At 63.5% G+C, this 25,124-nt stretch carries 26 protein-coding genes; 7 read left to right on the plus strand and 19 right to left on the minus strand.

Annotated elements, in window-relative coordinates; genetic code table 11:
- Positions 1–95: 95 nt before the first annotated feature.
- Positions 96–1,055, plus strand: a complete 960-nt coding sequence (locus tag PCA20602_RS05130; protein ID WP_150720269.1) for an AraC family transcriptional regulator — start codon at positions 96–98, stop codon at positions 1,053–1,055.
- Positions 1,056–1,283: 228 nt separating this feature from the next.
- On the opposite strand, the gene PCA20602_RS05135 is transcribed toward PCA20602_RS05130, so the two are convergent.
- The 5 genes from PCA20602_RS05135 to PCA20602_RS05155 form a co-directional block, all read right to left on the minus strand.
- Positions 1,284–1,517, minus strand: a complete 234-nt coding sequence (locus PCA20602_RS05135; RefSeq protein WP_069342958.1) for a hypothetical protein — start codon at positions 1,515–1,517, stop codon at positions 1,284–1,286.
- 250 nt (positions 1,518–1,767) lie between these two features.
- Positions 1,768–3,105 (minus strand): ATP-binding protein, encoded by a 1,338-nt coding sequence (locus PCA20602_RS05140; RefSeq protein ID WP_150720270.1) that lies wholly within the window; start codon positions 3,103–3,105, stop codon positions 1,768–1,770.
- Complete coding sequence (locus PCA20602_RS05145; RefSeq protein WP_069342960.1) at positions 3,102–3,842, minus strand: response regulator; 741 nt, start codon at positions 3,840–3,842, stop codon at positions 3,102–3,104. Before PCA20602_RS05145 ends, PCA20602_RS05140 begins: the two co-directional genes overlap by 4 nt.
- An 8-nt stretch (positions 3,843–3,850) precedes the next feature.
- Positions 3,851–4,042 (minus strand): hypothetical protein, encoded by a 192-nt coding sequence (locus PCA20602_RS05150; RefSeq protein ID WP_150720271.1) that lies wholly within the window; start codon positions 4,040–4,042, stop codon positions 3,851–3,853.
- Complete coding sequence (locus tag PCA20602_RS05155; RefSeq protein ID WP_150720562.1) at positions 4,039–4,422, minus strand: GFA family protein; 384 nt, start codon at positions 4,420–4,422, stop codon at positions 4,039–4,041. Before PCA20602_RS05155 ends, PCA20602_RS05150 begins: the two co-directional genes overlap by 4 nt.
- 267 nt (positions 4,423–4,689) lie before the next feature.
- Here PCA20602_RS05155 and PCA20602_RS05160 point away from each other — a divergent pair, with 267 nt between their 5' ends.
- On the plus strand, positions 4,690–5,220 hold the full coding sequence (locus PCA20602_RS05160) for a thioredoxin family protein (RefSeq protein ID WP_150720272.1): 531 nt from the start codon (positions 4,690–4,692) through the stop codon (positions 5,218–5,220).
- 83 nt (positions 5,221–5,303) lie between these two features.
- Here PCA20602_RS05160 and PCA20602_RS05165 read toward each other — a convergent pair whose 3' ends face one another.
- Positions 5,304–5,747, minus strand: a complete 444-nt coding sequence (locus PCA20602_RS05165; RefSeq protein ID WP_069342964.1) for an Rrf2 family transcriptional regulator — start codon at positions 5,745–5,747, stop codon at positions 5,304–5,306.
- 9 nt (positions 5,748–5,756) lie between these two features.
- Positions 5,757–6,473 (minus strand): class I SAM-dependent methyltransferase, encoded by a 717-nt coding sequence (locus PCA20602_RS05170; protein ID WP_150720273.1) that lies wholly within the window; start codon positions 6,471–6,473, stop codon positions 5,757–5,759.
- A gap of 248 nt (positions 6,474–6,721) precedes the next feature.
- Between PCA20602_RS05170 and PCA20602_RS05175 the strand changes: the two genes are divergently transcribed.
- A complete protein-coding gene (locus PCA20602_RS05175) occupies positions 6,722–8,338 on the plus strand; it encodes a hypothetical protein (protein WP_150720274.1) in 1,617 nt (538 codons plus the stop codon).
- Positions 8,339–8,463: 125 nt separating this feature from the next.
- Here the strand turns inward: PCA20602_RS05175 and PCA20602_RS05180 are convergent, their stop codons facing one another.
- From PCA20602_RS05180 to PCA20602_RS05220, 9 genes are all read right to left on the minus strand, one after another.
- Positions 8,464–9,873 (minus strand): amino acid permease, encoded by a 1,410-nt coding sequence (locus PCA20602_RS05180; protein WP_150720275.1) that lies wholly within the window; start codon positions 9,871–9,873, stop codon positions 8,464–8,466.
- Positions 9,874–9,932: 59 nt separating this feature from the next.
- Complete coding sequence (locus PCA20602_RS05185; protein WP_174980817.1) at positions 9,933–11,195, minus strand: porin; 1,263 nt, start codon at positions 11,193–11,195, stop codon at positions 9,933–9,935.
- A gap of 99 nt (positions 11,196–11,294) precedes the next feature.
- Positions 11,295–12,200, minus strand: coding sequence for a dihydrodipicolinate synthase family protein (locus PCA20602_RS05190; RefSeq protein WP_150720277.1), 906 nt, complete (start codon positions 12,198–12,200; stop codon positions 11,295–11,297).
- Positions 12,201–12,293: 93 nt separating this feature from the next.
- Positions 12,294–13,256, minus strand: coding sequence for an alpha/beta hydrolase (locus tag PCA20602_RS05195; protein ID WP_150720278.1), 963 nt, complete (start codon positions 13,254–13,256; stop codon positions 12,294–12,296).
- Positions 13,256–14,113, minus strand: a complete 858-nt coding sequence (locus PCA20602_RS05200) for an ABC transporter ATP-binding protein (protein WP_150720279.1) — start codon at positions 14,111–14,113, stop codon at positions 13,256–13,258. Before PCA20602_RS05200 ends, PCA20602_RS05195 begins: the two co-directional genes overlap by 1 nt.
- On the minus strand, positions 14,110–14,853 hold the full coding sequence (locus tag PCA20602_RS05205; RefSeq protein ID WP_069342435.1) for an ABC transporter permease: 744 nt from the start codon (positions 14,851–14,853) through the stop codon (positions 14,110–14,112). Before PCA20602_RS05205 ends, PCA20602_RS05200 begins: the two co-directional genes overlap by 4 nt.
- Positions 14,854–14,944: 91 nt before the next feature.
- Positions 14,945–15,502 (minus strand): VOC family protein, encoded by a 558-nt coding sequence (locus tag PCA20602_RS05210; protein ID WP_069342434.1) that lies wholly within the window; start codon positions 15,500–15,502, stop codon positions 14,945–14,947.
- Positions 15,503–15,543: 41 nt separating this feature from the next.
- Complete coding sequence (locus PCA20602_RS05215; protein WP_150720280.1) at positions 15,544–16,605, minus strand: ABC transporter substrate-binding protein; 1,062 nt, start codon at positions 16,603–16,605, stop codon at positions 15,544–15,546.
- A 37-nt stretch (positions 16,606–16,642) separates the two neighbouring features.
- Positions 16,643–17,599, minus strand: coding sequence for a fumarylacetoacetate hydrolase family protein (locus PCA20602_RS05220; RefSeq protein WP_150720281.1), 957 nt, complete (start codon positions 17,597–17,599; stop codon positions 16,643–16,645).
- Between the two features lie 157 nt (positions 17,600–17,756).
- Here PCA20602_RS05220 and PCA20602_RS05225 point away from each other — a divergent pair, with 157 nt between their 5' ends.
- Positions 17,757–18,728, plus strand: a complete 972-nt coding sequence (locus PCA20602_RS05225; protein WP_150720282.1) for a 2-hydroxyacid dehydrogenase — start codon at positions 17,757–17,759, stop codon at positions 18,726–18,728.
- A 163-nt stretch (positions 18,729–18,891) separates the two neighbouring features.
- Here the strand turns inward: PCA20602_RS05225 and PCA20602_RS05230 are convergent, their stop codons facing one another.
- The 3 genes from PCA20602_RS05230 to PCA20602_RS05240 all read right to left on the minus strand — a co-directional run bounded on the left by PCA20602_RS05230 (position 18,892) and on the right by PCA20602_RS05240 (position 22,588).
- The gene (locus PCA20602_RS05230; protein ID WP_150720283.1) at positions 18,892–20,694 is read right to left on the minus strand and encodes an LVIVD repeat-containing protein; all 1,803 of its coding nucleotides are present in this window, start codon (positions 20,692–20,694) and stop codon (positions 18,892–18,894) included.
- 101 nt (positions 20,695–20,795) lie between these two features.
- Positions 20,796–21,845 carry a porin gene (locus PCA20602_RS05235; RefSeq protein ID WP_150720284.1) on the minus strand — a complete coding sequence of 350 codons (1,050 nt, stop codon included), beginning with the start codon at positions 21,843–21,845 and terminating at the stop codon, positions 20,796–20,798.
- A gap of 275 nt (positions 21,846–22,120) precedes the next feature.
- On the minus strand, positions 22,121–22,588 hold the full coding sequence (locus tag PCA20602_RS05240) for a VOC family protein (protein WP_150720285.1): 468 nt from the start codon (positions 22,586–22,588) through the stop codon (positions 22,121–22,123).
- 286 nt (positions 22,589–22,874) lie between these two features.
- Between PCA20602_RS05240 and PCA20602_RS05245 the strand changes: the two genes are divergently transcribed.
- The 3 genes from PCA20602_RS05245 to PCA20602_RS05255 all read left to right on the plus strand — a co-directional run bounded on the left by PCA20602_RS05245 (position 22,875) and on the right by PCA20602_RS05255 (position 25,077).
- Positions 22,875–23,528: a GntR family transcriptional regulator gene (locus PCA20602_RS05245; RefSeq protein ID WP_069342427.1), complete on the plus strand. Its 654-nt coding sequence runs from the start codon at positions 22,875–22,877 to the stop codon at positions 23,526–23,528.
- Positions 23,529–23,919: 391 nt separating this feature from the next.
- Positions 23,920–24,423: an inclusion body family protein gene (locus tag PCA20602_RS05250; RefSeq protein ID WP_069342426.1), complete on the plus strand. Its 504-nt coding sequence runs from the start codon at positions 23,920–23,922 to the stop codon at positions 24,421–24,423.
- Positions 24,424–24,525: 102 nt separating this feature from the next.
- Positions 24,526–25,077: an AidA/PixA family protein gene (locus PCA20602_RS05255; protein WP_174980819.1), complete on the plus strand. Its 552-nt coding sequence runs from the start codon at positions 24,526–24,528 to the stop codon at positions 25,075–25,077.
- Positions 25,078–25,124 lie beyond the last annotated feature (47 nt).

Raw genomic sequence — 25,124 nt, forward strand, 5'->3', positions numbered from 1 at the left:
CCCGCGCATCACCAGAAAGGCGATGTGCGGGGCGCTTCATTTCTGATGAAAAGCGATCAGTAAGCCGCAATTCGCTAGCTCTCTTGCCTAAAACGATGAAGCAGAAGATCAGCCCGGCTAACTCCGAAGGTGACCGGGCCCGAACCCTTGCCCTGCTCCGCGCACTTGCCCCCGACGAGGGATACAACCTCACGGCACTGCCGAGCGTTCGTATTCTTCGTTCCGATCGGAAGCTCTCACGCACGCCGGTGCTGTACGACCCGGGCATCGTGATCGTCTGTCAGGGCAGAAAGCGCGGCTACTTCGGCGACCGGCTTTATCAGTACGACGAGGATCATTATCTGGCCGTGTCGGTCCCCGTCCCGTTCAGTATGGAGACGGACGCGACACGCGACCGGCCACTGCTGGCGCTCTATCTGCATCTCGACTTCACGATGGCCGCCGAATTGGCCGCGCAGATCGACCGCGAAGGCACGGCTCGGCACGAAGCGCCGCCGCAGAGCATGATGTCCACACCGATGGATGCCCCGATGCGGGGTTCCGTGCTGCGCTTTCTCGAGGCCATGAGCTCGCCGCTCGAAGCCGCCGTGCTCGGACAAGGTCTGCTGCGCGAAATCTACTTCCGGGTACTGACCGGCGCGCAAGGCGGCGCCATGCGTGAAGCGCTGGCGATGCGCGGGCAATTCGGCCGCATCGGCCGGTCGCTGCGTCTGATCCATGCCCGATATGCCGACCCGCTCGACGTCACGCAACTTGCCGAAGAAGCTGGCATGAGCGTTCCGAGCTTTCACAGTCATTTCAAGGCCATCACGCACGTCTCGCCCATGCAGTACGTGAAGTCGACGCGACTGCATCAGGCGCGCTTGCTGATGGTGCGTCAGGACCTGACGGCGGAAGCCGCCAGCCACGCCGTGGGCTACACCAGCGCGTCGCAATTCAGCCGGGAGTTCAAGCGCCTCTTCGGCGCGACGCCCGCCGCCGAAACCCGACGCATGCGCGAGAGCTTCGCCATTCCTGCCGCGTTTGCCGATGCGATTTACGTGTCGTCGCATTGATGACGAAAGCCATGGCTCTCGCCGGTCAACGACGGTGTCCACGGCGTCTGTTTCCACGAATGCGGGGGGCTAACAGAACAACAGAACTAAAGAAAACGGGCTGAATCCTGCTTCGGTGCAGAACTCAGCCCGCAGTCTGCCGGCAGTCAGCATGAAGCCGCTCGGCGCCGCCCGGCGATGCCGGGCGTTTTCGGGGATGTCCAGTCTTGCTGGCCCGGCAATTAGCCGTCATGCGCCTTTGTACAGCGTCATGTTCAGGTAGTCGATCTCACCCGACGTGGCTGCGCTTTGCAGTTCTTTCTTGACTTGTGCCGTGGTGAGCGACGGGCCGTTGTCGGGCATCCAGTGAGCGGCCGAGACGGCGTTACCGGTGCTCGTCAGGACTTGATCGGTGCCAGCGGCGTAAGCAGCGCCAGCGGTGCCGAGGGTAGCGAGCGAAACAGCGATCAGAAGGGCTTTCATGGTGAGACTCCAGAGAATTTAAGGGTAAGTAACGTTCGAGCGCTTCAGGTTCGGTGCTGGCATCTGCCTGGCTGCCGTGCGCCTGTTGCGCCGCCGTTGAAACCATTAGACTCCCCGGACGTATCTGCCATTTGTCTGACGAGGCGCTTATTGCAATCGTAAGTACCCGCGACAACGTCAGACAAACTTCGATACAAATGCCCGGTCGATACCTCGCTGATGCTTCGCTGATTCGTCGCTAACTCGTCGATTAAGCCTTGAGCGAAAGCCGTGCTTCCAGGCCGCCGCCCTCGCGATTGCGCAACGTCAGCGTGGCATCCATCGCCTGCGCCAGTTGCCGCGCAATCGCCAGCCCCAGGCCCGTGCCGCCCGTGTGACGGTTGCGCGACGTCTCCAGTCGTACGAACGGTGCAAAGACCCCTTCCAGCATGTCTTCGGGAATCCCCGGGCCGCGATCCGCCACGATCACGTCAATGCCATCGGTGCGCTGAGTCACCACGAGATGCGCAACGTTGCCGTACTTGAGCGCGTTATCGACGAGGTTACCCACAATGCGGCGCAAGGCCTGTGGACGCGTCACGATCGGGTGACCGATCTGCCCTTCCAGCGTGACCGGAGAGCCGGCGTCCACGTAATCGCACACGAGGCTGTCGAGCAACGCGTCGAGGTCGACCTTGCGCGGCGCTTCCGACGCACCGTGCAAGGTTCGCGCATAGGTCACGCCTTCCTTGACGAGCGACTCCATCTCCTTCAGATCCTGTTGCAGACGCACCGCCGCCGTCTCGTCGTCCATCGTGTCGACGCGCAGCCGCATGCGGGTAATCGGCGTCTGCAAATCGTGGGAGATGGCCGCAAGGATCTGCATGCGCTCGGTCATGTAACCGCTGATACGCTCCTGCATCGCGTTGAACGCACGTGCCGCGCGCGCGACTTCAGACGGTCCGTCTTCCTTCAAACGCTCAGCGCGCAAATCCGGTCCCAGCGCATCGGCCGCTTTCGCGAGCGCGTTCAGCGGACGCGTCGCCAATCGCACCGCCAGCCAGCAGCACGCCGCGATCAGCACCAGTTGCAGGCCGAGCATGGCGGGCAACCAGCCGGACAGCGGCAGATTCGGCGTGGGAAACACGTCGATGGTGAGCGGCGATCCGTCACTCAGTCGCAAATGCGCCTGAAGACGGTCGGTGTCGCCCGGCACGCTATCGACCGTCACCGGATACGACACCCCGATGGATTCCTCGATCACGCGCGCCACCTGCATCGCTGCGCCTTCATCGGGCTTGCCGCCGGGCACGCCCGTGCCGAGTTCGAAGCGGTAGCTGCGCCGCGCCAGACGCGGCAGCCACTGCGCCCGTTCGGCCGCCGGCAGGTGGTCGAGCAACGCGACCGAACTCGCCACCTCGCTCTCGATGTAGACGCTCATCATGTTTGACGTCACCCGGTTGCGCTCGGTCATGGTGAGCCAGAACGAGAGCGTCTGCGAGAGTGCGAGGCCGATGAAGAGGATGAGCGCGAGCCGTGCAAACAACGAGCGCGGCCAATGCCAGTTCAGGGTGCCGGGCGCCGGGACCGGCGGCGAAGGGGTTGTCATTCGGGAGCGGAGACCACGGTGACCGCTGCGCAAAATACATAGCCTTCGTTGCGCAACGTCTTGATATAACGAGGCTCACGCGCGCCATCGCCCAGGCGCTGGCGCAAACGGCTGATGAGCAGGTCGATGGACCGATCGAAGGCGTCGGCCTGCCTGCCCTGCGTGAGGTTGAGCAACTGGTCGCGCGTAAGCACGCGTTGTGGATGATCGAGCAGTACGCGCAGCAGCCTGTACTCCGCACCGCTGAGCGCCACCTGTGTGCCATCGGTGTCGAGCAGATGACGGGCCGTGGTGTCGAGCTGCCAGTCGCCGAATGCGAGTACTTCGGCCGTCTCGGTGATCTGCATCCCCGGCGGCAACATGCGCGTGCGGCGCAATACCGATTTGATACGCGCCAGCAACTCGCGCACGGCAAAGGGCTTGGCGAGGTAGTCGTCGGCCCCCATCTCCAGCCCGACGATCCGGTCGGTTTCTTCGCTGCGCGCGGTCAGCATGAGCACCGGCACCGCCTTGAACTTGCCCGCCCGAAGCTCGCGGCACAGCACGAGGCCGTCGTCGCCGGGCAGCATCAGGTCGAGCACGATGAGGTCGGGGGCGCCGTCGGCCAGCACGGCACGCATCTCGCGTCCGTTGGCCGCCGTGCTCACGCGCATGCCGTTTTTCTCGAGATACTCGGCGAGCAATTCCCGAATCCCACGATCGTCGTCGACGATCAGCACATGATCGATTTTTTCCATGCGGACGATTATAGCGACGCGCGTTGCGGCATACGGCCCTTGCCATCCCCGGACAAGGGGGGATCCTTGCGACGCCGGGCACGCTCCGTTTCGGGCAGCACGCGGCGGCTCGCCGGGGCGAGATCGCACTGCAACGGGTGCACGGCCTCCACGCTCAGGCCGCCCGCCAGAAATGCCAGCACGCTGAGCAGGCGTTTCATGCGTCCCCCACGACGGAGAGCTTCTGCCCGTCGGCCACCGAAGCCTCCAGCGCGTAGGGGTCGACACCTTCCAGACAACCGATGTTCGCGCGCCACATGCCGGGCATGGTGCGCGAGGCATGGAACGGGTAGATGCCGCAATGCTTGCAGAAGTAATGCTTCGCCACCCGTGTATTGAACTGATAGCAAGTCAGGTCTTCCGCGCCTGAAAGGATCCGCAGACTGGCTTCGGGAAAGGCGGGCGTCATGAGCGCGCCCTTGCGGCGGCACAGGCTGCAATTGCAGCGGGCGGCCGGCTCGATGGGCGTGACGACCTCAAAACGGACGGCCCCGCAGTGGCAGGAACCCTGAAACACCTCAGACGGCTGCTGGGACGACATGGGGGACGATATTGGGGACGACATGGATCAACTCCAGGTGGGTCCGCACCGGCGGCGCGGTCGATGACCGCTTTATAGCCTAATCGTTTCGCCCGTTTGTATCACTGTGTATCTGGACCCGGCTCCGATACACGACATTGCCGAAATGCGGCTTTTTGCACACATGACAGATACGCCCGGGCAGTGAAATACGGCTACCGGCTCACCTGAACCCACGTAGCCCGATTCACCCAACTAACTCATTACACAGCCCAGGAGAAAACTGCCATGTTGACCATGCTCAGAAGCGCCTTCGTCGCCCTCGCCCTCACGGGTCTCGCCGCTTGCGCCCCATCGCAGGCGCGTCCCCTCGCGGGCGGAACCGCCCCTGAATTCACCGGCATCGATAACTGGCTCAACAGTCAGCCGCTCACCATGCAGCAACTGCGCGGCAAGGTCGTGCTGGTCGACTTCTGGACGTACTCGTGCATCAACTGCATCCATACGCTGCCGTACGTGAAGCAATGGCACGAGAAGTACAAGGATCAGGGATTGGTCGTGGTCGGCGTGCACACGCCGGAGTATGCCTACGAGCGTGATACGAAGAACGTGCAAGCCGCGATCCGTCGTTTCGGCATTACCTATCCGGTCGCACAGGACAACCGCTACGCCACGTGGAAGGCTTACGACAACCTGTACTGGCCGGCGTTCTACCTCGTCGACAAGTCCGGCAAGATCGTCTACACGCACTTCGGCGAAGGCGATTACGACAAGACGGAAGGGGCTATCAAGGCGCAGTTGGCCGCGCCGCAGCCGTAACGAGAGACAGCGGGAACCAGGATCACGGGAATCGCCGGGAATCGCCGGAAAAAGGCGATTCCCGTCTTCACGCTGAACGCCCGTCAGCTTGCCGCAGCTTCATGCTGCGCGCATAGCGCGTCAAAATTCTGGGCGAGATCGGCCAGCGAGATCGCGCCGAGCCGGGCGATCAGGATGGCTTCGGCTTCGCGCAACGCGCCGTCGAGCGCCGCATTCACCGCGCGCTCGACGGCACATTCCGGGTTGTCGCTTTCCACACCGATGGCGAAGATGTTCGGCCCGCCGACAGCGCGGTGAATGTCGAGCAACGTGACCTGACGCAGATCGCACGCGATCGTCCAGCCGCCGCCGTGGCCCTTGTCAGAACGCACGTAGCCAGCGTCGCGCAGGCCAGCCATCGTCCTGCGGACCACCACCGGGTTCGTTCTCAGCATCTGCGCCAGTTGCTCGGAGGTGAACGGCGCATCGTGCCGCGCCATGTGCAGCAGCACGTGCAGCATTCGAGACAGTCGGCTATCGCTTCTCATTGTTTCCTTTCATCGCTGATTCTGGTCACCCCCTCGAACGTCGAGCGCCTGACGCGCAAACCAGGCGTGGATCAGACCAGTCTGGAAGAAACGCACGGGCAAGTCGAAACCGCCTTCGCGGAGGATGTCGTCCATCGCCACGGGCGGCACCACCGCCACCTGAGAGCCGTAGATGCCTTGCGCACGCTCACGGGCCTCCGGCGCCACCGACATCATCTCGAACCATACCTCAAGCAAGCGGCTTCCGGCGACGGACGTCATGTCGCACGCCAGATCCGCGCTCGCGAGATAGCCACCGGGGCGCAGCCGCCCGGCAATTTCCCGGAAAAAGGCGCGGCGCTCGGCCGGGTCCGTCACGAACTGGGAGACGAGAATCGACGTCGCGGCATCGAACGGTGCGCTCTCCGGCAGCGAATCGAGAAATCCCTCATGGAAGCGACAGCGCGACGCAATCCCCTGCGCCTCGGCCTTGGCCCGAAAGACGTCCAGCATCGGCCCGGACGGTTCCACCGCCGTGAAACGCCAGTCCGGATGACGCTCGGCGAGGTAGAGAATCTCTGCCCCCGTGCCGGCACCGACGCTGAGTACGTGCGCATCGGCCGGCAACGGCGCGAAGACATTGTCGAGCACCAGTTGCATCGCGTCGCGCAGGGGCGCCATGGCGCGCCACGTCTGGTCGTACGTGGCGGCGTGCTGGTCGAACATCGCGATGGTGTCTCGTTGCATGGCTCAACTCCCGAGGATGGATCGGCATAATTCGTAACTTTTGATGTTTCATAATGCCATGCAACGCCCCTCGGGGGCAAGTCCCGCGGCCGGGATGGCTTGAAGGTTTGCCAACACCGGAATCGGGCCGCCCCCGCTGAAAATGAGGAGCCGCCCTAAATATTGGCGTCTGAAGGTCGTTAATGCTGTTGATCGCCCCACTTTCCTTACCGGGGCTTACAAGGACAACCGACGACACGCCCCCCCCGATGACGTCTATCAACACAGCCACGAACCTCCTCGCGCTCACGACCGGCGACATTGCCTCGCGTGCGGCTAACGCCTCGAACACCGCGAATGCCACCGGTACCGGCAACGTGCCTGCGACTGGCGCAGTGACCGGCACCGTCGACTCGACTCGCGTCACGCTTACGCAGGCACCGCCCGTCGCCAACTGGCCGACGTACGCTCAGCCCGTCGCCAACGGTGCCGTGCTGAACTGGCAGCAAGTGCCGTCGGACGCCATCTCGCTCCTGATGTCCGGTAACATGTCGACGACTTCGCTCGGCAATCGGATCGACCAGCTCGGTTCGACGCTGCTCTCCGCGATCGCCAAGGGCGCGACGTCGTTCTCGCAAAGCGTTTTTCGCTCGACGTCGGCCGCCCCGGCAACCGATGCCGATCTCGCGGTGCAGCAATCGAAGCTCCAAGGCGGCGCCGACAACCAGTTCGCGCTGTCGATCACCACGGCCAGCGGCGCGCAGGTCACCGTGAAGCTAGGCAGCAGCGATGACGGACTATCGGTCGAGTTCGAGGTGACGAAGGGCACGCTTACCGATGCCGAACGCGACCAACTCGGCAAACTCGGCGATGCGTTCCAGAGCGCCGTCAACGGTCTCGCGAAGCAACCGCCGGTCATCGACTTCAGCGGGCTGACCGGCTTCGATACGTCGGTCCTGAGGTCCGTGGATCTCTCCGCCACGCTCGGCGCGAATACCGGCACGCCACAGACCATCACGTTCCACGCCGACGCATCGCTGCGGTCGATGCACGTCGACGGCCCGAGCGGCAAGTTCGACGTCAACGTCGACCTGAAGAATCTCCAGGCCATCGGCAGCCCGACTGCCCAGAAAGCCGCGCTCGCCGCATGGCTCGACCGTTTCGATACCGCACAGAGCCGGGGTAACGGCGACGCCTCGCTCATGAGCATGTTCAAAGCCGCGTTCACGGGCCTGAACAGCAACTACCCGCCGGCCGCCGCGTTGCCGCGCATCCCGCTGAACAACGCCGACAAGTCCGTGCTGAGCGGGCTGGCAGACTTCAACGCCTCGATTTCGCAGACGCCGAAGTCGCCGAATCCGATGCGGCCGTCCGAGATCGATTCGTTTAACTATCAGATCTCGCAAAGCACGCAGATCGGCGGCACCGACATGCTCAATCGCACCATCGGGCAGCAGACGCAGGCGACGCTGAGCGCGAGCTATCACCGTTCGCTGTGGGCCGGCGTGCCGCTGAATCTGACCAGTGATCCGAAGTCGCAGAACTATGAGTACGTGAAGGTCGAGGACACGGCCAGGAGCGCCGTGGATGTGGGGTACCGCAACGGCCTGCTTGCCTACGCGCAAGCGAACCGCTCGGCCAGTCAGACGACGCAGGTGCAGCGCTATGAGATGGCGAAACTCGTGAGCGACGTCACGACGCCGGTGTCCGCATCGAGCAGCAGCGATCTGCTGACGCTGCTCCAGTCGATCATGCAGAACGACGCCGCCCGTGCGACAAAGCCCTCGGCCAGTCAAACGGCCGACGACGATGCGGCGCTCGACGCCGTGCGCAAGCGCACCTCGCTCGAAGTCGACCCGACGCGCCTCAAGGCGGCCGCAAAGTAAGCACGACGGGACCCGTTCGCCCCCGCGACCGCCTCATGGCGTCACGGGGGCGAGTTGTCTCGCGAACCCCGAAGATCGCGCCGCTTTCGTCAGCCCAGCGCGATCCTACAAATCGCCCCAGCGCGTCAGCTCCCCTGCCCCCGGGCCTGCACGGCCGCACCACCATCACGTTGGCGGTACCAGAGCGCGTACACGACCGATAACGCCACCACGAACGGCACGCCGTAGATCAGCGTCATGCGGAACTCGTCGGTGAAATAGGTCGTGACGAGTGTCGCCAGCATCAGCAGCGCCCCCGCCAGACTGGCGTACGGATAGCCCCACATGCGAAAACCCAGCGACTTCGCGTCGTGCGCCCGGCGGAAGTACAGATGCGTGACGAAGATCATCAGCCACGTGAACATCGCACCGAACATCGACACGGACATCATCAGCGTGAACGACGCTTGCGGCGCCATCACATTGAGCGCGACCGCGAGCGCAATGCCGATGCTCGAGAGCATCAGCGCGGCGACAGGCACCCCATTGCGGCTGACCTCGCCAAAGCGGCGCGGCGCATACCCCGCACGTGAGAGCGAGAACATCATGCGGGTGGTGATGTACAACTGACTGTTCATCGCAGAGAGCGCGGCGACCAGAATCACCAGGTTGATGACGCCGGCCGCCCCCGGGATATGCGTGGCCGCCATCACCTTGACGAACGGACTGCCGTCTTCCCCGGCCGCGCTCCACGGCACGATCGCCAGCGTCAATGCCAGTGTCAGCAGATAGAAGAACACTAGCCGGAACATCGTCGCGCGAAACGCACGGGTGATCGCGCGTTGCGGATCCTGCGCTTCCCCCGCCGCCACGGCGATCATCTCAATGCTCAGGTAGCTGAAGATCGACACGATCACGGCCACCCACATGCCCCACGCCCCTTTCGGGAAGAACCCGCCATGCGACGTGTAATTCGCCAACCCGATACTGCTCCCCTCAGGCGCACGGAAGACGATGTACGCGCCGAGGATCAGGAACCCGACGATGGCCACGATCTTGAGCATCGAAAACGCATATTCGACCGCACCGAACACCTTGACGCTGGCCGCGTTGATCGCTATCAGGCCCGCCGAGAAGCCAACGATCCAGTACCAGCCCGGCACGGCCGGAAACCAGTATTTCATGTAGACGGCAATGGCCGTAACCTCGGTGCCGACGGCAAATACGATCGACGACCAGTAGCCGTAGCGCACCAGAAACCCGGCCAGCGGCCCGATGTAATGCTCGGCGTAAGCGCCAAACGATCCCGACGTGGGATGCGCGACCGTCATCTCCGCCAGGCACCCCATCAGCAACAGCGCGATGGCACCGCCGATGGCATAGCTCAACAGCACACTCGGCCCGGCGAAGCCAATGGCAAACGCGCTGCCCAGAAAGAGGCCCGTGCCGATGGCCCCGCCAATCGCAATCATCGATAACTGCCCGCTGCTCAAGCCGCGGTGCAGTCCTTTTTCTCGCTCAACAATGCTGTCGAAGCCCGGTTGTGTCGTACTCAAGATCGTCTCCTGTGAATCTCGTGAATCAGGGGGATGGAAAATTAATGAGGCATGGCGGATCAGAAGGTGTGCTCGATACCGACACCGATGCCCCGGTAATGCACTCCTGGCGGCGCACTTCCACCGTTAGCGCCGAAATTCGGACGCGGGGAAAAGCCGTAGCTGCCCCACGTCCGGTTGATGACCTGGTAGTAGGCGACGTACACGTCAGTCCGTCGGGAAAAGTCGTAGCGGTAGCCGAGATTGAGTTGCGTCGCGCCCAGATCGTCGGTGTTGCAGGTAGACCCGCCCACGCGCGAGCACGCGCCGTTCGTCGCGACACCGCCGCCGAGCCAGACGGAGTGCCGCCCCCCGCCGAAGAAGTGCTGAACCATCGCGTAGAAGGCGTCGCGACGGTAACGATTGAGATTGCCGGCGGTGCCGTCGTCGGTGCGATACGTCAACCGGTCCCAGCCCGCGACCCACTTCGTGTGCGCGTACGTGAAGACGATGAGCACCTTGTGGGCGTCGTCGGTCGAGCCCGTGGCCTTCGATCCGGCGTTGGACGGATTGGCGCTCGCCGGTGCCCCCAGCCATGCCAGGCCGAAGTAGTCTTTGTGAAGCTCATAGGCATAGCGAAAGCGCAGCGGGCCGTTCACGTACTCCAGTCCGGCGCCGAAGACCTGCGGCGAAATTTCACCTGCGGGCGTCGTCACCCGGCCGTTGGAAAGCGAGTACGAGAACCGCAATTGCAGCCCCGCCCACTCCGGTGTCCAGTACTGGAGCGCGTTGCCCTGACGGCGGTTGAACGTGGCATCGGCCGCATTGTTGACACGCCCCGACTGCGTGGTCGTGTTCGGCACGTTGAAGCCCGGATTGCTCAGAATCGTGCTCAGGTCACCGGTATACGGATTGCGCACCGGCGAGCCGACGGAGAGCGTCGACCATTGATACGGCGTATCCCAGTTGCCCAGAAATGCCGTGCCGAACGGCCCCTTGAGTCCGACGTTCGAGTTGCGCCCTCCGATGGCCCCTGTCGTCTTGCCGTCGATGGAGACCGGTGTTTCGATCTGCCAGATCGCGGCATAGCCATCGCCCAGGTCCTCCTTGCCGCGCATGCCGAAGTAGGAAATGCTTGACAGCATGCGGGTGCCGCTCATCTCGGCGGCGTTGATCGCCCCCGAGGGCGCCTGCGTCGGGCGCACCGCCGACGCAGGCGCCTGACGCGCACTCACGCTGACCCAGTCGGTCATCGGCGTGAGGTGCCCATAGATCTGTACTTGTGCCTGCGCCAGCTCGCAGGCCCCCATGCCGAGCGCCATCGCCAGCACCGTACCCGGCATGCGCGCCCCGGCGCGTGCCGGGCCCCGCGAAGTGCTGTGCCCGCGATGAGGCCACGCCCGGCCTATCCCCCGATACCGCAACGCGCCGCGCATCGTGCTTCAACCCGGCAACGTGAAGCCGCAAGCGGCCAACTGCGCATGCAGCCGCTCGTGCTGATCGCCTGCCAGCGGCGAGAGCGGCGGGCGCAACTGCGCCCACGCCGGGTCGTCGCGATACGACGCCAGCACCGCCTTGAGCGCCGGAATCATCGGGAACGACTGCACGATGCTGCGCACGGCGTCCGCTTTCGCCTGAAGCTCGGCACCGGCCTCGCTCGCCCATTCGCGGCACAGGCGTCCGATGATCTCCGGATGGATGTTGACGGTCGCCGAAATGCAGCCCTTCGCGCCCCGGGCCGAGGCTCGCGACACCAGCGACTCCGAGGCCGGGAAGATGCCGAAGCCGGGGAACGCATCGAGCATCGCACTCAGGTTCTGCCAGTCGCCGGAGCTGTCCTTGATGCCCACGACGGTCTGCGGGAAGTCGCGAATCAGCCGTTCGATGACCGGTAGCGTGATGGGCACGCCCGAGAGCGCAGGGATGTGATACAGGTACAGCCGCAAACGCGCGTCGCCCACTTGCTCGATCACACGTGCGTAGTAGCCGTAAAGCCCGTCGTGCGACAGACCTTTGTAGAAGAACGGCGGCAGCATCAGCACGCCGGCGCAACCGCGCTCGACGGCATGACGCGTCAACGCCACGGTTTCCGGCAGCGCGCAGCAACCGGTACCGGGCAGCATGCGCCGCGTGTCGAGACCGTTGTCGACGAGCAGATCGAGCAACGCCATGCGCTCGGTAAGTCCGAGCGAGTTCGCTTCGCTGTTCGTACCAAACGGTGCGAGACCGACGCCGTGCGACAGCAACCATGCGCAATGCGCGAGAAAACGGGGGGCATCCGGCGTCAGATCCGTATGAAACGGCGTGACGACGGGCGCAAACGCCCCGGTCAATTCGTGATCGACCATGACAGTTCCTGGAAGGGAGAAAGAGATGTACGGTGCTGCCGTCGCCGGGCCTCAGTGAACGAGGCTCAGCGGGTCAGGCAGGCACGGACCGCCTCAGGGCGACGGGTTGAGTTCGTGCAGGAATTGCAGGATTTCGCGACCCAGCGAGTCGTCGCCGGTGTCGAGATGGGCCACGACCGAGGTGTGGTTATGGTCGCGCACCTGAACGAAGCGCGAGGCGCGTCCGTCCCGTTGCGACAGCCGATGACAGAACTCCAGCGCGTACGTATCGAGATGGGGATTCTCGAATTCCGCGACGACCGTCATCACCGGCACCGGCATCGCTTCGACGTGCGCCATCGGGGCGTCGGTCTCGAAGCGCGCCGGATCGTCGCCGTAATACGCCACGACGCCGGGCGCGTTCGGATTGTCAGGCAGTACGTCGGCCCGCAAGCGCGCGCTGATCAGTACCGCGCCTGCCACCTCCGGCATGATAGGTCTTACACGCGGATCGCTCAGATAGCTCGCCACGTGCGAGCCGCCGGCCGAATGGCCGATCAGCAGCATGCGCGACAGGTCGACTGCCCCCTCGCCCACGTGCTCGCCCAGATGCTCGCGCAACCAGCGCATGGCCAGTGCGACATCCTGCGCACCGCCGGGGAACGATGCCTCGGGCGCCAGCCGATACTCCACGTTCACCGCGACACAGCCCTGACGCGCGAAGTACCGCGGTACGTTGCCGTAGATCTGCGCGTTCGCGTTCATGTCGCCTCGCACGAACCCACCACCGTGCACGAACACCACGACGGGAGCCGGACGGTGTCCCTGCGCCGCGCCGCGTGTCGGGCAGTAGACGTCGAGCCGATGCCGCGCATGCGGACCATAGGCCAGATCGCGCTCGACGGCGAAACCATCGGTCGACGCCTGCGCCAGCAGCGGCGTGTAGGTGTCGAGCACCGCACGGCGGCCGGCGGCAATGTCGTGCGTCCACTGCGGCCCGAGCGCGCGCATGCGGGCACGCGCGGACGCCCAGCCCGCGTTGCTGGCATCACTGGCGACGAACGTCTGCCCGTCCATCAATAGACCCCCATCAGTTGCGAGAGCTGCGCGATGTAACCGGCGTAGCGCGGGTGTTGCTTGATCGTCTGCGGTGAGCGCGGACGCGGCAGGTCGATGACCACCTCCTGCTCGACCTTACCCGGTCGCGCCGACATCACGATCACGCGGTCCGACAGAAACACCGCTTCCTCGATGCTGTGCGTGACGAGCAGTACCGTCTGGCGATGCTCCTGCCAGATGCGCAGCAGTTCGACGTTCAGGTTGTCGCGCGTGAGGGCGTCGAGCGCACCGAACGGCTCGTCCATGAGCAGCACTTTGGGTTCGAGCGCGAGGATCTGGCCGATGGACGCACGCTGACGCATGCCGCCGGACAGCTCATGCGGATGGTGATCCGCGAACTGCGCCAGCCCCAGCATTTCCAGCAGCGCAGACACGCGCGGCTCGCTCTTTTCCTTCGGAATCTTGCGAAGACTGGTGCCGAGCATCAGGTTCTGCCGTACGGTAAGCCACGGCAGCATGTTGCTCGTCTGGAAGACGACGCCGATCTCCGGGACCGGGCGCGACACGCGCTGCCCGCCCACACGGACCTCGCCGCCGTCGTGCGGCACGAGCCCCGCCACGATGCGCAGCAACGTGCTCTTGCCGCAGCCGCTCGCGCCGAGAATCGACACGAACTCCTGATCTGCGATGGACAGGGATACGTCGTCGAGAATCCTCACGGGCGCGGCTTTGCGTTGCTTCGCGGCGAACGTCTTGTCGACGTGGCGCACTTCGATCATGGCCTCGGCCGGACGTGTAACGGCGGCGGGCTCCGTCGGGCGGGACGTCGGCAGCGACGTCACACTGCCCGTCTTGATGTGCTGAATGCCGCTCATACGTTGATTCCCCGCCACCAGACGAAGCGCGCCAGGCGCTCGATGCCCCAGTACAGCACCACGGCGAGCAACGTCACCATGAGAATCGCTGCGAACATGACGTCGGTGCGTGCCGCCGCCGACGCGAACACGATCAGGTGCCCCAACCCCTCCTCCGAGCCGATGAACTCGCCAACGATGGCGCCGATCACGGCGAGCGGCATGGCGATCTTCAACCCGTCGGCGAATGCGGGCAGCGCCGCCGGCAGATACAACCGCCAGAAGGTGTCCCACGGGCTCGCGCCCAGCGCCCGGAAGTGCTCATCCAGATTGCGTGCGACGGACGCCAGTCCACCCATCGTCGCGACCACGACGGGGAAGAAGGCGAACAGGAACGTCGACGCCAGCTTCGACGCGAAGCCATACCCGAACCACACGATCATGAGCGGTGCGAGCGCGATCTTCGGCATGCTCTGCAAAGCGGTAACGAGCGGATACAACGTGCGACGGGCGAAGGCGCTGTAGCTGATGACCACACCGATCACGAGCCCACCCGCGACTGCCGCAACAAAGCCGGTCAGCACTTCGACGGTCGTCACCCATGTGTCGGCAAGCATCTGCGGATGCACTTCCCATGCGGCGCGAAAGATGGCCGACGGCGGCGGCATCAGGTACGACTGCACCTTGAAGTACGTTACGGCCAATTCCCACAGGGCGAGCAATACGCCCCAGAACACGATCGTCTGTGCGATGCGTTTCATTCGAATGTCTCCTCCGGAATACCGGTGACCGACGCGAAGCCAGTCACGCAGCCAAGCAGCTAAACGGCTGAACGATGGCGTGGCCGACGGCCTACGCCTTGCCGCCCGACTTCTCCTTGACCATGCCCGGCGGGGGCGGCACGACGAAGCGCTCGAACCGGAACCGGTCGAAGCTCTCGATGTTGCGCTCCCAGACTTTCGCCTCATACGGATGCTCGGCGTCGATCTGCGTCATCTCGCAATACAGCTCGACGTTGTTGCCGTCCGGATCCTTGAACACGAGGAAGTAGTTCGCGCCGGGGCCGTGACGACCGATGCCGCGCACGATTTCGACGTTGTGCTCGCGCAGAATGTCCACGGCCTTCTCCATCTCCTCGACGCTGTCGACCAGATACGAGAAGTGCTCCATGCCGGGGCGGCTGTAACGCGGCAAATCGTCGATGTCGGGCGAGTTGGCGGGAATCTGCGAAAGCGCCAGATCGTGGTGATCGCTGCCGGCGCGCAGAAACACCATCTGATCGTCGATCCAGTCGGAGACGGTCAGACCGAGCACTTCGGTATAGAACTTCGCCGACTTCTGAATATCGCGCACGACCAGCACCAGATGGCCGAGACGCTTCGGATTGAGTTTGGGTTTGGGGCTTGTCATCTCCACTCCTTGCATTGCCGTCGTTCACACCGCAGCGGGCGTCACTCGACGAACTGATTGGTATAGATGTCGGTCGCTTTGAGCGCGGGCGCGAGGTTGAAGGCATCGCGCACGAACTTCGCGGTGGCCTCCATGCGTGGCACCGGCAGCCAGCCTGGCTTATGTGAGTTCGGTCCCTTCGTCTCGCGATCGGTCTCGAGCGTGCCGATCTGGCGAATCTGTTCGACCATCACCTGCTTGTCGAGCATCGGGTACTGCGAGACGATCACGGCAGCCGACTCCTCCGGGTGCTCGCGCATCCACGCATAGCCGCGGTAAGTGGCCTGCACGAAGCGACGCACCACGTCAGGCTTCTGCTCGATCATTTTTTCCGTCGTGACGATGCCGTTGCCGACCATGTCGAGACCGAAATCGCGATAACGCAACGAACCGATCTCACGGCCCTGCTTCGCGGCAAGCGACTTGAGCACGGGCAGATTGGCGCCTTCCCAGCATTCGGTCAGATCGACACGTCCTTGCAGGAACGACGGATTGATGGTCGACGGATCGAGGCGCAGCAGCTTGACCGACGTCGGCGGCAGACCGTTGGCCTTGAGCCAGGCGGGCACGATGTTCTGCAACGGCGACGCACCGCCGCCGCCCATCGACATGCCCTTCAGGTCGGCCGGCTTCGCAATGGTCCGCCCGGGCTTGACGAGGTAGCAGATCGCCCCCGGCCAGACAGCGTTGATCGAGCCGACCATCTTCGTCTTGCCGCCCTGCGCACGGTTGAGCATCACGCTGATCGGATCGCCGTAGCCGAACTCGAACAGCCCCTGATCGACTTCATTGACGGTGCGCTGACCACCGTGGCCGACGATGGCCGAGACGTCGAGTCCCGCCTCGCGGTAAAAGCCCTTGTTGATCGCGACGATCACGCCGCCGGTACTGCCCTGCGGCAGCCATGAGAGGTTGAACTTCACTTTTGTCGGTGCGGCCTGAGCGGTCTGCGCGACTTGAGCAACGACGGGGGTCGCCCACATCGCACCTGCACCGACAGCGCCGAGCGTTCCGGCACATACGAGCGCCGTCCACCAGCGCCGGGTCAACTGCCACTGCTGCATTGCTGCCTCCTCCTGGCCGCCATATGAGCGGCCTTTGTTATTTGCGCTGTGCCACGACACGGTTCTCGATGGCGCCAATGCCTTCGATCCCCGCCACCATCACGTCACCCGCCTTGAGGTACACGCCGCGTCCCATGCCCACGCCGGTCGGCGTGCCCGTGGCAATCAGGTCGCCGGGCTTGAGCGTCAGGATCTCGGACAGGTAGGCGATCTGCTCCGCGATGTTGAAGATCATTCCCGCCGTCGTGTCGTTCTGCATCGTTTCGCCGTTGACCGACAGCGTCATGCGCAGATTCTGGGGATCGCGAATGACGTCGCGCGGCACAAACCACGGCCCCAGAGGAGCAAAGGTATCGAAACTCTTGCCGCGAAACCAGTCGTGCGTGAACGGATAGTCGGTGCGACGGTTGAGGTCGCGCGCGCTCACGTCGTTGATGACGGTGTAGCCCGCGATCCACTCGTGCGCCTGCGCCACCGGCACGTGACGGCCCGGACGTCCGATCACCACCGCCAGTTCGACTTCCCAGTCGACACGCTCGGCATGCGGCGGCAGCACAACGTCGGTATCGGTGGCGGTCACGCTCGTCTCCGCCTTCATGAACATGTACGGTGAGCTTTCGCTGCGCGGCGCGAGCTTGGTGCCCATCTCCGCCGCGTGCTCGTAGAAGTTGGATGCCGTGGCAAAGATGCGGCCCGGCTGGTACGGCACGCACAGACGGAACGTGTCGGTCGCCAACGCACCGACCTTGGCCGGGACACCGGCGTCGATGGCGCGGCGCACGGCCGTGCAAACCGCATCGCCGCGAACGTACCAGTCCGAGAGCAGCGCCGTCAGATCCTGCGACGCGCTCAGGCCGTCCTCCAGCGCCACGTCCATCTGACGCAGCACGGCCTCCAGGTCATACAGCCGCCCGTGCTGCACCAGCGCCGTACGACGTGCCCCGAGCGTGCCCGTTGCCAGCGATTCATAAGTTGCGATTCCAAACCAGCTCACACCTTCCTCCTTGTCTTCCTTCGTGAAGCCGACGTCGTTTTCACCGATCGGCTGTCTTTTTGATTGCTATGTTGAAACACAATACATAGCATATGTATACATAGCAACTGATTTGTATTTTATTTTTCAATCCAACGCATCGAGGCGATTAAGACCCATGACCGACGCTCCGCTCCTCCTCAATCTCATCCCGCTCGAACCGCTCGCGCGGGCGCAATTGCTTGCCGCAGGACTGCGTCTGCACGATCTCGACGTGCGCACCACGCGCCTCGAATCGAGCGACATCACGCCCGGCGTGCGGCTCGTGCTGACCAACGGCACGACGGGCTTCACGGCGGCGCAAATGGACGCCATGCCACACGTCGAGCTCATCTGCGCCTTCGGTGCGGGCTTCGAGAACATCGACGTCGCCGCCGCCACCGCACGCGGGATCGCGGTTGCGCACGCCCCCAACACCAACGGCGAGACGGTGGCCGATCACGCGCTGGCGCTGATGCTCGCGGCAGCCCGCGGGCTCGTGACGCTCGATCGCGCCGTGAAGGCCGGCGGCTGGGCCAGACATCGTGCGCCGCGTCCGACCCTGCACGCTGCGCGACTCGGCGTCGTCGGCCTCGGCAACATCGGACAAGGCATCGCAACGCGCGCCGAAGGCTTCGGCATGTCGATCGGCTATCACACGCGTACGCCGCGCACCGGTTGCCGATGGCAGCACTACGACAATGTCGACGCGCTGGCCGCTGCCAGCGACTTCCTCGTGCTCGCCTGTCCGGGCGGCCCGGCTACGCATCACCTCGTGAATGCCGACGTGCTCGCGCAACTCGGCGCCAACGGCTTTCTGGTGAACGTGGCGCGCGGCAGCGTCGTCGATACCGTGGCGCTCATCGAAGCGCTGTGCGACGGCGTCATCGCAGGCGCCGCGCTCGACGTCTACGAGAACGAACCGGAGGTACCTTCCGCGCTGCGCATGCTGGAGAACGTCGTGCTGACACCGCACATCTCCGGCCGCTCGCCGGCGGCGTTGCAAGCGCAGATCGACTTGTTGCTGGCCAACGTGCGCGCCCATCTCTCTGGCAAACCGCTACCGGCCGCCGTCAACAGCGTCACGGGACATCGCAAAGCGAACGGATAAAAAAGAAGCGGGCAACCGGGAGACCATCGGAGGTTGCCCGCTTCAACACTTCACGCTTTGGAGGCCCTGTGAAGTCGTTCGCGGCAGCGGCACGACATTACCTGTCGTGCCGCACTGGCGTAATGCATTGACGCAGTGCCTATGAAGGCCGGTCAGCCACGTCTCATCGCGCCGGCCAGGGCTTTGCCGGTGCGCCCATGACCGGCTCCCCCAGCAAGGGGCTCGACAGTGCGTAGGCGCCGTTCTCGGTGAAGGCCCACATGATGTTGCGGTCGTACTCGGTGTACATCGCGAAGACGCCCTTGCCCAGCGTGTAGACCGGCAGTTCCGTCTCGTCGGCCAACCCCGGCACGAAGTACCCGGCAATGCGCGGCTTCGCCGGATCCTTCACGTCGAAAATCTGTACGCCGGCGTTGTAGTACGAGTAAGGCACGATGCCCTGACGCCAGGTCCCCGGCTGTCCGATCGAGTTCGAACGCTTCGGGCCGTAATTGCCGCCACGCTGGCAGAAGCTCGTGAACGGCGCGCCTTCCGGGATTTCCGGCTCGGGCAGCTTCGTCGTGACCTTCATCCTGGCGGGATTGCGCGCATCGACCACGAAGATGTCCTTGAACGGCTCGTAGCAGTCGCGGTTCATCGGATAGCCGCTGGTGAGCACATAGCCCGTGCGCTCGTACTGGCTGACGTCGGCGTTGTCGTACTCCGTGCCTGCGAAGCTGGGCGGCGTGTTCACGTTGCCCACGACCTTCGGGTGCGCCGGATCCGACAGGTCGAACGACCACAGCCCCAGACCGCCCATGGCGCCGAAGCCCACCTTGCCGCCCTGCTCCAGCGGCTTGGGCAGGAAGATCGGCATGCGCGAACCCATCCACGACGTACGGTTGCCCGCGCGTGCGTTTTGCAGATACGCCTGCTCATGCTCGGCGTTGCCGAGAATCTGTCCCGGGACCGAAATCTGCGAGACGAACTTCGGATTGGCCGGGTCCGACATGTCCCACACCTGATAGCCCGGCGAGTAGAGATAGTTCGGGTACTCGGTGAGCGCGTAGCTGTCGTCCGGTGCGGACGAGAGAATCATGTACTTGCCGCCATAGAACTCCGGCGAGTCCAGCGAACCGGAACCCTGCTGCTGGCCGACGGGAGCATCCGGATGCTTGTAGTCGGTCGTGCGCGTGGCAATCAGCTTCCAGTCGGACGGCAGCGGTCCGTCCATCACGAAGACCTTGAAGCCCTTGAGCGAGTTGTAGTTGCGTTGCGCTGCGACCTTGTCAGGCTGCTTCGACTTGTCCTGCATCAGCCCGTAGCGGCCGATTTCGAACGAGGCGACAAGGATCGGCTTGCCCAGCTTCTTGTTCCACACGATGGTGGCGCCGCCGAGATAGTCCTGCACGTTGTTGGCATCGAACTTTTCGCTCGATCCCTTCGGCCCCCATACGCCGCCTTTCGAATACACGACCTTGCCGTTCGCCGGATCGGTCACGTCCATGATGCGCAGATAGTCGCGGTCATGGATGTAGAGATAGCGCTTGCCGTTGAAGTCGGCGATGTTGTTCCACGCGTGGAACGGCGAATCCACGCCCGGGTAGAACGCCAGCACCTTCACGTTTTTCGCATAGCTCTTCTTGTCCCATGACGTCAGCTCGCCGGGAAAGCGCTGGCCCGTGTGAACTTCAGGCGTGGCCCTCGGCCAGATGAACTTGCCCGTCGCGGGGTCCATGCCGTAATCGACGCCGGCTTTGAGCGGCTTCGGTTCGCGATCCGGCGTGAGACGCAGCCAGCCCGCCAGATACGGATCCTTGACGTTGGGCGTGCCCGGTGTGCCACCCGGCTGTGCCTCGGCAGCCTGTGCCGGTTGTGCGGACGGCGTACTCTCGGGTGCCGACGCGTGGGCCGCGAGCGTCATCGTCAGCGCGGCGAGCACGGCCGTCGCTGTCAAGGACACACCGAGTGATTTCGTGCGAAACATGTCTTCCTCCTTCGTCTCAAAAGTCTTCTTGCCAGCGCCCCGATGTCGGACCCGACACACGGGCACTGGCGGCTTGATGCAGGCAACCGGAATGCGTCCGGTCAGAACGCGTGACGAATCCCGAACTGCACGCCCGACGGGTTTTGCGAGCCGGTCGGCGTGACCTGGAACGTCACGGGGTAATGAACGAGCGTGTCGTTGCTGTGCTGGACACGGGCGTACGTCGCGTAAAGCGTAGTGCGCTTTGACAGGCCGTACATGTAGCCGACGACGAAACCGTTGGCGTTCGAAAGCGCCTTGTTGTCGTCGTCCTGACGATGGACAAAGCTCGCGTAGAAACGATGGCGATCGGTGAGTGCATACCGCACGCCCGCCTGAATATCCCAGCCGCGCACGTTGAAGGCGACATACGGGGGATAGGCGTAATAGCCGTTGTACGTGTGATAGATCAGGGTCGGCTCCACGCTGCCGAACTTGTACGTCGCCGCGAAGTAGTTATCGCGCGATGAACGGATCTGGCTCGACGAGTAGATGTCTCGCGTGTATTGCAGCTCACTGACCGCGCCGAGGAAGATGTTGCCGCTGCGGTATTCGAGTGCCGCCGAATAGAAGCGGCCCGAGCGTGTGCCGTCGCCCACACCGGTCGTTGCCATGAAGCGGGCGTTCAGGCCGTACCACGACGGCGTTTTGTACTGAATGGAGTTGTCCACGCGGTACGACGCGTAGAAGAACTCCATGTTGTTGACCATACTGAAGTCCGCCGCCCAGCTCGGGTCAGCGTACCCGGCGATCCAGTACGAGGGCGTGAACTGACGTCCCAGCGACAGATCCCCCCACGGTCCCTTGATACCGACGAACGACTGACGCGCCTGCGCCGATTGCGAACCGTTGTTGGCCGAGAACATCGGCTCATAAGTGAAGAACGCGCGGTTGCCGCCGCCGAGTTCTTCATAACCGCTCAAGTTGAAGCGAGAGTTGTTCAGCCCGCCACTGGACACTCTCGTGACCTTGCCGCCGTTCGCGCCCGAGCCCCACAACTGCTCGAGATTCAGGTCCACGAACCCCGAAAGCGTCACACCCCCGGAAGATTGCGCATACGCACCGCCCTGCATTGCACCCAGCAGCAATGCACACAACACTCGCTTCTTCATGCTGTCTCCTGATAGTTCTCGTTTTATTTGCGGCGCTCCCTTCTCTGCTACCGGGATGTCTGCCGCCCGCCCGTTGTATGTATACAATCTTTCGAACGATTATACATATCAAAGAAATTGAATTTCTACTGCTATTTGCTTATACAAACGGGCTATTTTTTTATAGCGGGTTACCCCTGATACCCGATGCGTAGCGAGTCGAGGCCGCCGCCAGCGTCACGCTGCCGGCGGGGTTTTGGGAAATACCGAGGGATGCTTCGTTCGGGTGTACCCGATCAGAGACCGGTGCGATCGGCTTGCAGCCCTTCGTGGCGCAGCTTCGGAGCGTCGTCCGTGCGTGTGCCGTCTTTCGACGCGCCGCCCCAGCCGTGGGCCGTCACGTCGAAGATCACGCCGTTCGGATCGAAGAACTTCACTTCATAGAAGATGTTGCTTTTCACCGGCACTTCGCCCATGTAGTAACGGCCGCCGGCCGCTTCGATCCTCGCGCGCGTGGCCTCGACGTCCTCCACCCAGATACCGATGTGGTGCAGACCGACGTACTCACGGCCGCGATCGCCTGCGGCCTCGTCGTTCTTGTAGTTGAGCAGCGCAAGGTTGATGACGCCGTCGGAGAGATACACGCCGCGTGCCAGCGACGAGTCGGTCTCCCCCACTTTCTTGAAGTCGAACGCCTGCATGTAGAACTCGGCCGCCTTCCAGGGATCGGGCACGGAAAGGGCGATGTGACGCAGTTTGGCCATGGTGAATGTCTCCTTCCAGTTAGGTTTCAAGCGAAGTTTCAAGCGAATCTCAAACGAGATAACAAGCCCTGCACGAGATGTCGGGCAGATGGCTTATGTATACTATCTCAGTGATTTGCATTCAAAAACGTATTTTTGAATGCATTGAAGTGTCCCAATCTTTGTGGAAACCGACCAAACCACGCCCCACGTGGCGTCAGCACTGCATCGTGCGGAAAAATACTCGTATAATCCGCATGTATACAATCCAATCAAAACGACGCATCCACGGAGCGAATAGATCAGCATGGCCGAAACCATTGCCGCAAGAATCTGCCGGGTGTTGACGGGCGAGATCATCGACGGAAGCCTGCCGCCGGGGCAAAAGCTGGAAGAAGTCGTGCTGGCCGAGCGTTTCAAGGCGTCGCGCACGCCGATCCGCGAAGCGCTTCGCGAGCTCAATGCGCGAGGACTCATCGAACTGACGCCGCACAAGGGCGGTGTCGTGGCGAGCATCAGCGTCGACGATCTGTCCGACATGCTCGAAGCGATGTGCGAACTCGATGCCCTGTGTTGCCGTCTGAGCGCGCAGCGCATGAGCGCCATGCAGAAGAAGCAGCTCGAAATGATTCACGTCCAGAGCAAGCAATGCATGGATGCTGGCGACGAGGCAGGCTATCTGGCGCTCAACCGCGAATTCCATCAGTTACTGAGCGCAGGCACCCAGAACAAGACGTTGATGGCGCTCATCGACAGCCATCGGGAACGGCTCGCCCCTTTCCGTGCCGCGCAATCCGATGTCGAAGAGCGTTTCACGGTGTCGTTCGATGAGCACGAGCGTGTCGTCGAAGCCGTGCTCGCCGCTGATGCCGAAGCCGCTTACAACGCCATGCGCAGTCACACCGCACGCCTGAGCATTCACGTGCTCGAACGTTTGCAACACAGCCGCAAGCCTGGCTGACACACCTACCGAGCGGTGACGCGTCGCAGCGCGTCGCCACGAGAAACGATCCGGCCCATGCCCGCCCCGCGCGCATGGGCCGTTTTGTATGGGTCGATTTGGTCACGAAGCTCCAATTTTTCGATTGGTAGCGTTCGGGCGAGTCCCCGCGACGCCAGCCGCACCGCGGCCTCGCGACCCGAAGTCACTCATCGTAGGCACCCGTGCGTCGTTGAACGCCTCTCATTCCCTTCCTACGCTCCACCGGTGAAACCAGCAGTGGCCGCCACGCCGTGCGCGACCGCCGCGACGTTTCCGCTCGCGGCTGACGGGCCGCTGCCTGACCGTTCGACTCAGGGCCGGTATCGCGCCCGGTCGGCGGCATTCAACCAAGTCTTTCGTGGAGAATCCCATGTCGCAAATCACCGATGTGCTGGTCAGCATCGACACCAAGACGATCGTGGACCGTTACGGCAAGAACACCAGCATGACGAATCCGCCGATCATCGACTTCAAGCACGTCTTCATGATCGTGACGCAAGGCAATGTGGTGAGCGGTCAGGCCGGTGGCGAACTCGATGTCGCCGCCACCGTCGGGGACGTCATTCGCTGGCGCGAATGCTCGCTGTCGCTGGGCTTCGAGCAGTCCTGCATCTTCTACAAGTTCGTGGGCAATCAGGGCAACGAGCTGATTTCTCCGCCGTCCCCGCGTGAAGCCGAGGTCACGATCCCCGTTCCGAATCCGCCGGATCCGACCAAGCCGAAGAAGCAAAGCTGCTCCAACTACTTCTGGTCCTGCGAGACGCTCAAGACCGGGCGCGTGACCTACCACTTCCAGTTCATGGTGCTCGATCGCGCAGGCAACCTCTGCGGTTGCTATCAGTGGGATCCGTTCATCACGATTCGCAATCATTGACTCACGCCACGCGCTGCCCGCCCGCGACCCGTCATGTCGTTTCGCGCATGTCGGGTGGCGGCGCCCCCGACGCTCCCAAATGGTTATGCCCAAGGAATTCTCATGTCCGACGCACAGAATTGCGGCAACGGCGGTGGGGAAGACGGCGCCCGCGATAGCGCCGCCATCACCGACGTGCTGCTCGTGATCGATACGGCGACGCTGCTGGACAAGGCCGCCGGGCAGTCGCCCTCACCCGTCTCGGTCGACGGCACGGACTGCTACCGCCTGTCACCCGGTCACGACACACTCGACGGCAGCAGCGGGACACACGCGGCCACCTGGCGCATCGACGCACGCCCGGGCGAGCGGATCCGGATGCGCTGGACCGCGCTCGCGATGCGCGGCGAGCAAGCCGTATTGTTGCAACTCGCGCTGGCCGACGATGCGATGCTGGGCAATCTGCAACTCCACGTCGAAGACAACGCCGTGCGCTATGCGCCGCGATACGACAAGCCGGAGGAAGCCGTCGCGCGGCAAGCCCCCGATGCTTACTGGCAAGCGGATGTCGTTGCCAGCGGCGAAGCCGAAACGAGTGTCGAGGCCACCGTCACCGACCGCGACGCGAACGTGCTGGGGCGCTTCACCTGGTCGATGCGGATCGCTGTGGCATGAATCCGCCAGTCCGATAAGCACACGCAGACCGGCGCGATGCCCTCCTC

This window comes from Pandoraea capi, from assembly GCF_902459735.1.
Classification (GTDB): Bacteria; Pseudomonadota; Gammaproteobacteria; order Burkholderiales; family Burkholderiaceae; genus Pandoraea; species Pandoraea capi.

Bases quoted from the DNA above. Each gene is read 5' to 3' on its own strand.
- PCA20602_RS05255 (WP_174980819.1), top strand. From the start codon at position 24,526: ATGTCCGACGCACAGAATTGCGGCAACGGCGGTGGGGAAGACGGCGCC.
- PCA20602_RS05155 (WP_150720562.1), bottom strand. From the start codon at position 4,422: ATGTCGTCCCAGCAGCCGTCTGAGGTGTTTCAGGGTTCCTGCCACTGC.
- PCA20602_RS05230 (WP_150720283.1), bottom strand. From the start codon at position 20,694: ATGTTTCGCACGAAATCACTCGGTGTGTCCTTGACAGCGACGGCCGTG.
- PCA20602_RS05195 (WP_150720278.1), bottom strand. From the start codon at position 13,256: ATGGACGGGCAGACGTTCGTCGCCAGTGATGCCAGCAACGCGGGCTGG.
- PCA20602_RS05150 (WP_150720271.1), bottom strand. From the start codon at position 4,042: ATGAAACGCCTGCTCAGCGTGCTGGCATTTCTGGCGGGCGGCCTGAGC.
- PCA20602_RS05250 (WP_069342426.1), top strand. From the start codon at position 23,920: ATGTCGCAAATCACCGATGTGCTGGTCAGCATCGACACCAAGACGATC.
- PCA20602_RS05215 (WP_150720280.1), bottom strand. From the start codon at position 16,605: ATGCAGCAGTGGCAGTTGACCCGGCGCTGGTGGACGGCGCTCGTATGT.
- PCA20602_RS05225 (WP_150720282.1), top strand. From the start codon at position 17,757: ATGACCGACGCTCCGCTCCTCCTCAATCTCATCCCGCTCGAACCGCTC.
- PCA20602_RS05210 (WP_069342434.1), bottom strand. From the start codon at position 15,502: ATGACAAGCCCCAAACCCAAACTCAATCCGAAGCGTCTCGGCCATCTG.
- PCA20602_RS05240 (WP_150720285.1), bottom strand. From the start codon at position 22,588: ATGGCCAAACTGCGTCACATCGCCCTTTCCGTGCCCGATCCCTGGAAG.
- PCA20602_RS05140 (WP_150720270.1), bottom strand. From the start codon at position 3,105: ATGACAACCCCTTCGCCGCCGGTCCCGGCGCCCGGCACCCTGAACTGG.
- PCA20602_RS05200 (WP_150720279.1), bottom strand. From the start codon at position 14,113: ATGAGCGGCATTCAGCACATCAAGACGGGCAGTGTGACGTCGCTGCCG.
- PCA20602_RS05145 (WP_069342960.1), bottom strand. From the start codon at position 3,842: ATGGAAAAAATCGATCATGTGCTGATCGTCGACGACGATCGTGGGATT.
- PCA20602_RS05185 (WP_174980817.1), bottom strand. From the start codon at position 11,195: ATGCCGGGTACGGTGCTGGCGATGGCGCTCGGCATGGGGGCCTGCGAG.
- PCA20602_RS05205 (WP_069342435.1), bottom strand. From the start codon at position 14,853: ATGAAACGCATCGCACAGACGATCGTGTTCTGGGGCGTATTGCTCGCC.
- PCA20602_RS05160 (WP_150720272.1), top strand. From the start codon at position 4,690: ATGTTGACCATGCTCAGAAGCGCCTTCGTCGCCCTCGCCCTCACGGGT.
- PCA20602_RS05165 (WP_069342964.1), bottom strand. From the start codon at position 5,747: ATGAGAAGCGATAGCCGACTGTCTCGAATGCTGCACGTGCTGCTGCAC.
- PCA20602_RS05190 (WP_150720277.1), bottom strand. From the start codon at position 12,200: ATGGTCGATCACGAATTGACCGGGGCGTTTGCGCCCGTCGTCACGCCG.
- PCA20602_RS05170 (WP_150720273.1), bottom strand. From the start codon at position 6,473: ATGCAACGAGACACCATCGCGATGTTCGACCAGCACGCCGCCACGTAC.
- PCA20602_RS05235 (WP_150720284.1), bottom strand. From the start codon at position 21,845: ATGAAGAAGCGAGTGTTGTGTGCATTGCTGCTGGGTGCAATGCAGGGC.
- PCA20602_RS05245 (WP_069342427.1), top strand. From the start codon at position 22,875: ATGGCCGAAACCATTGCCGCAAGAATCTGCCGGGTGTTGACGGGCGAG.
- PCA20602_RS05175 (WP_150720274.1), top strand. From the start codon at position 6,722: ATGACGTCTATCAACACAGCCACGAACCTCCTCGCGCTCACGACCGGC.
- PCA20602_RS05130 (WP_150720269.1), top strand. From the start codon at position 96: ATGAAGCAGAAGATCAGCCCGGCTAACTCCGAAGGTGACCGGGCCCGA.
- PCA20602_RS05135 (WP_069342958.1), bottom strand. From the start codon at position 1,517: ATGAAAGCCCTTCTGATCGCTGTTTCGCTCGCTACCCTCGGCACCGCT.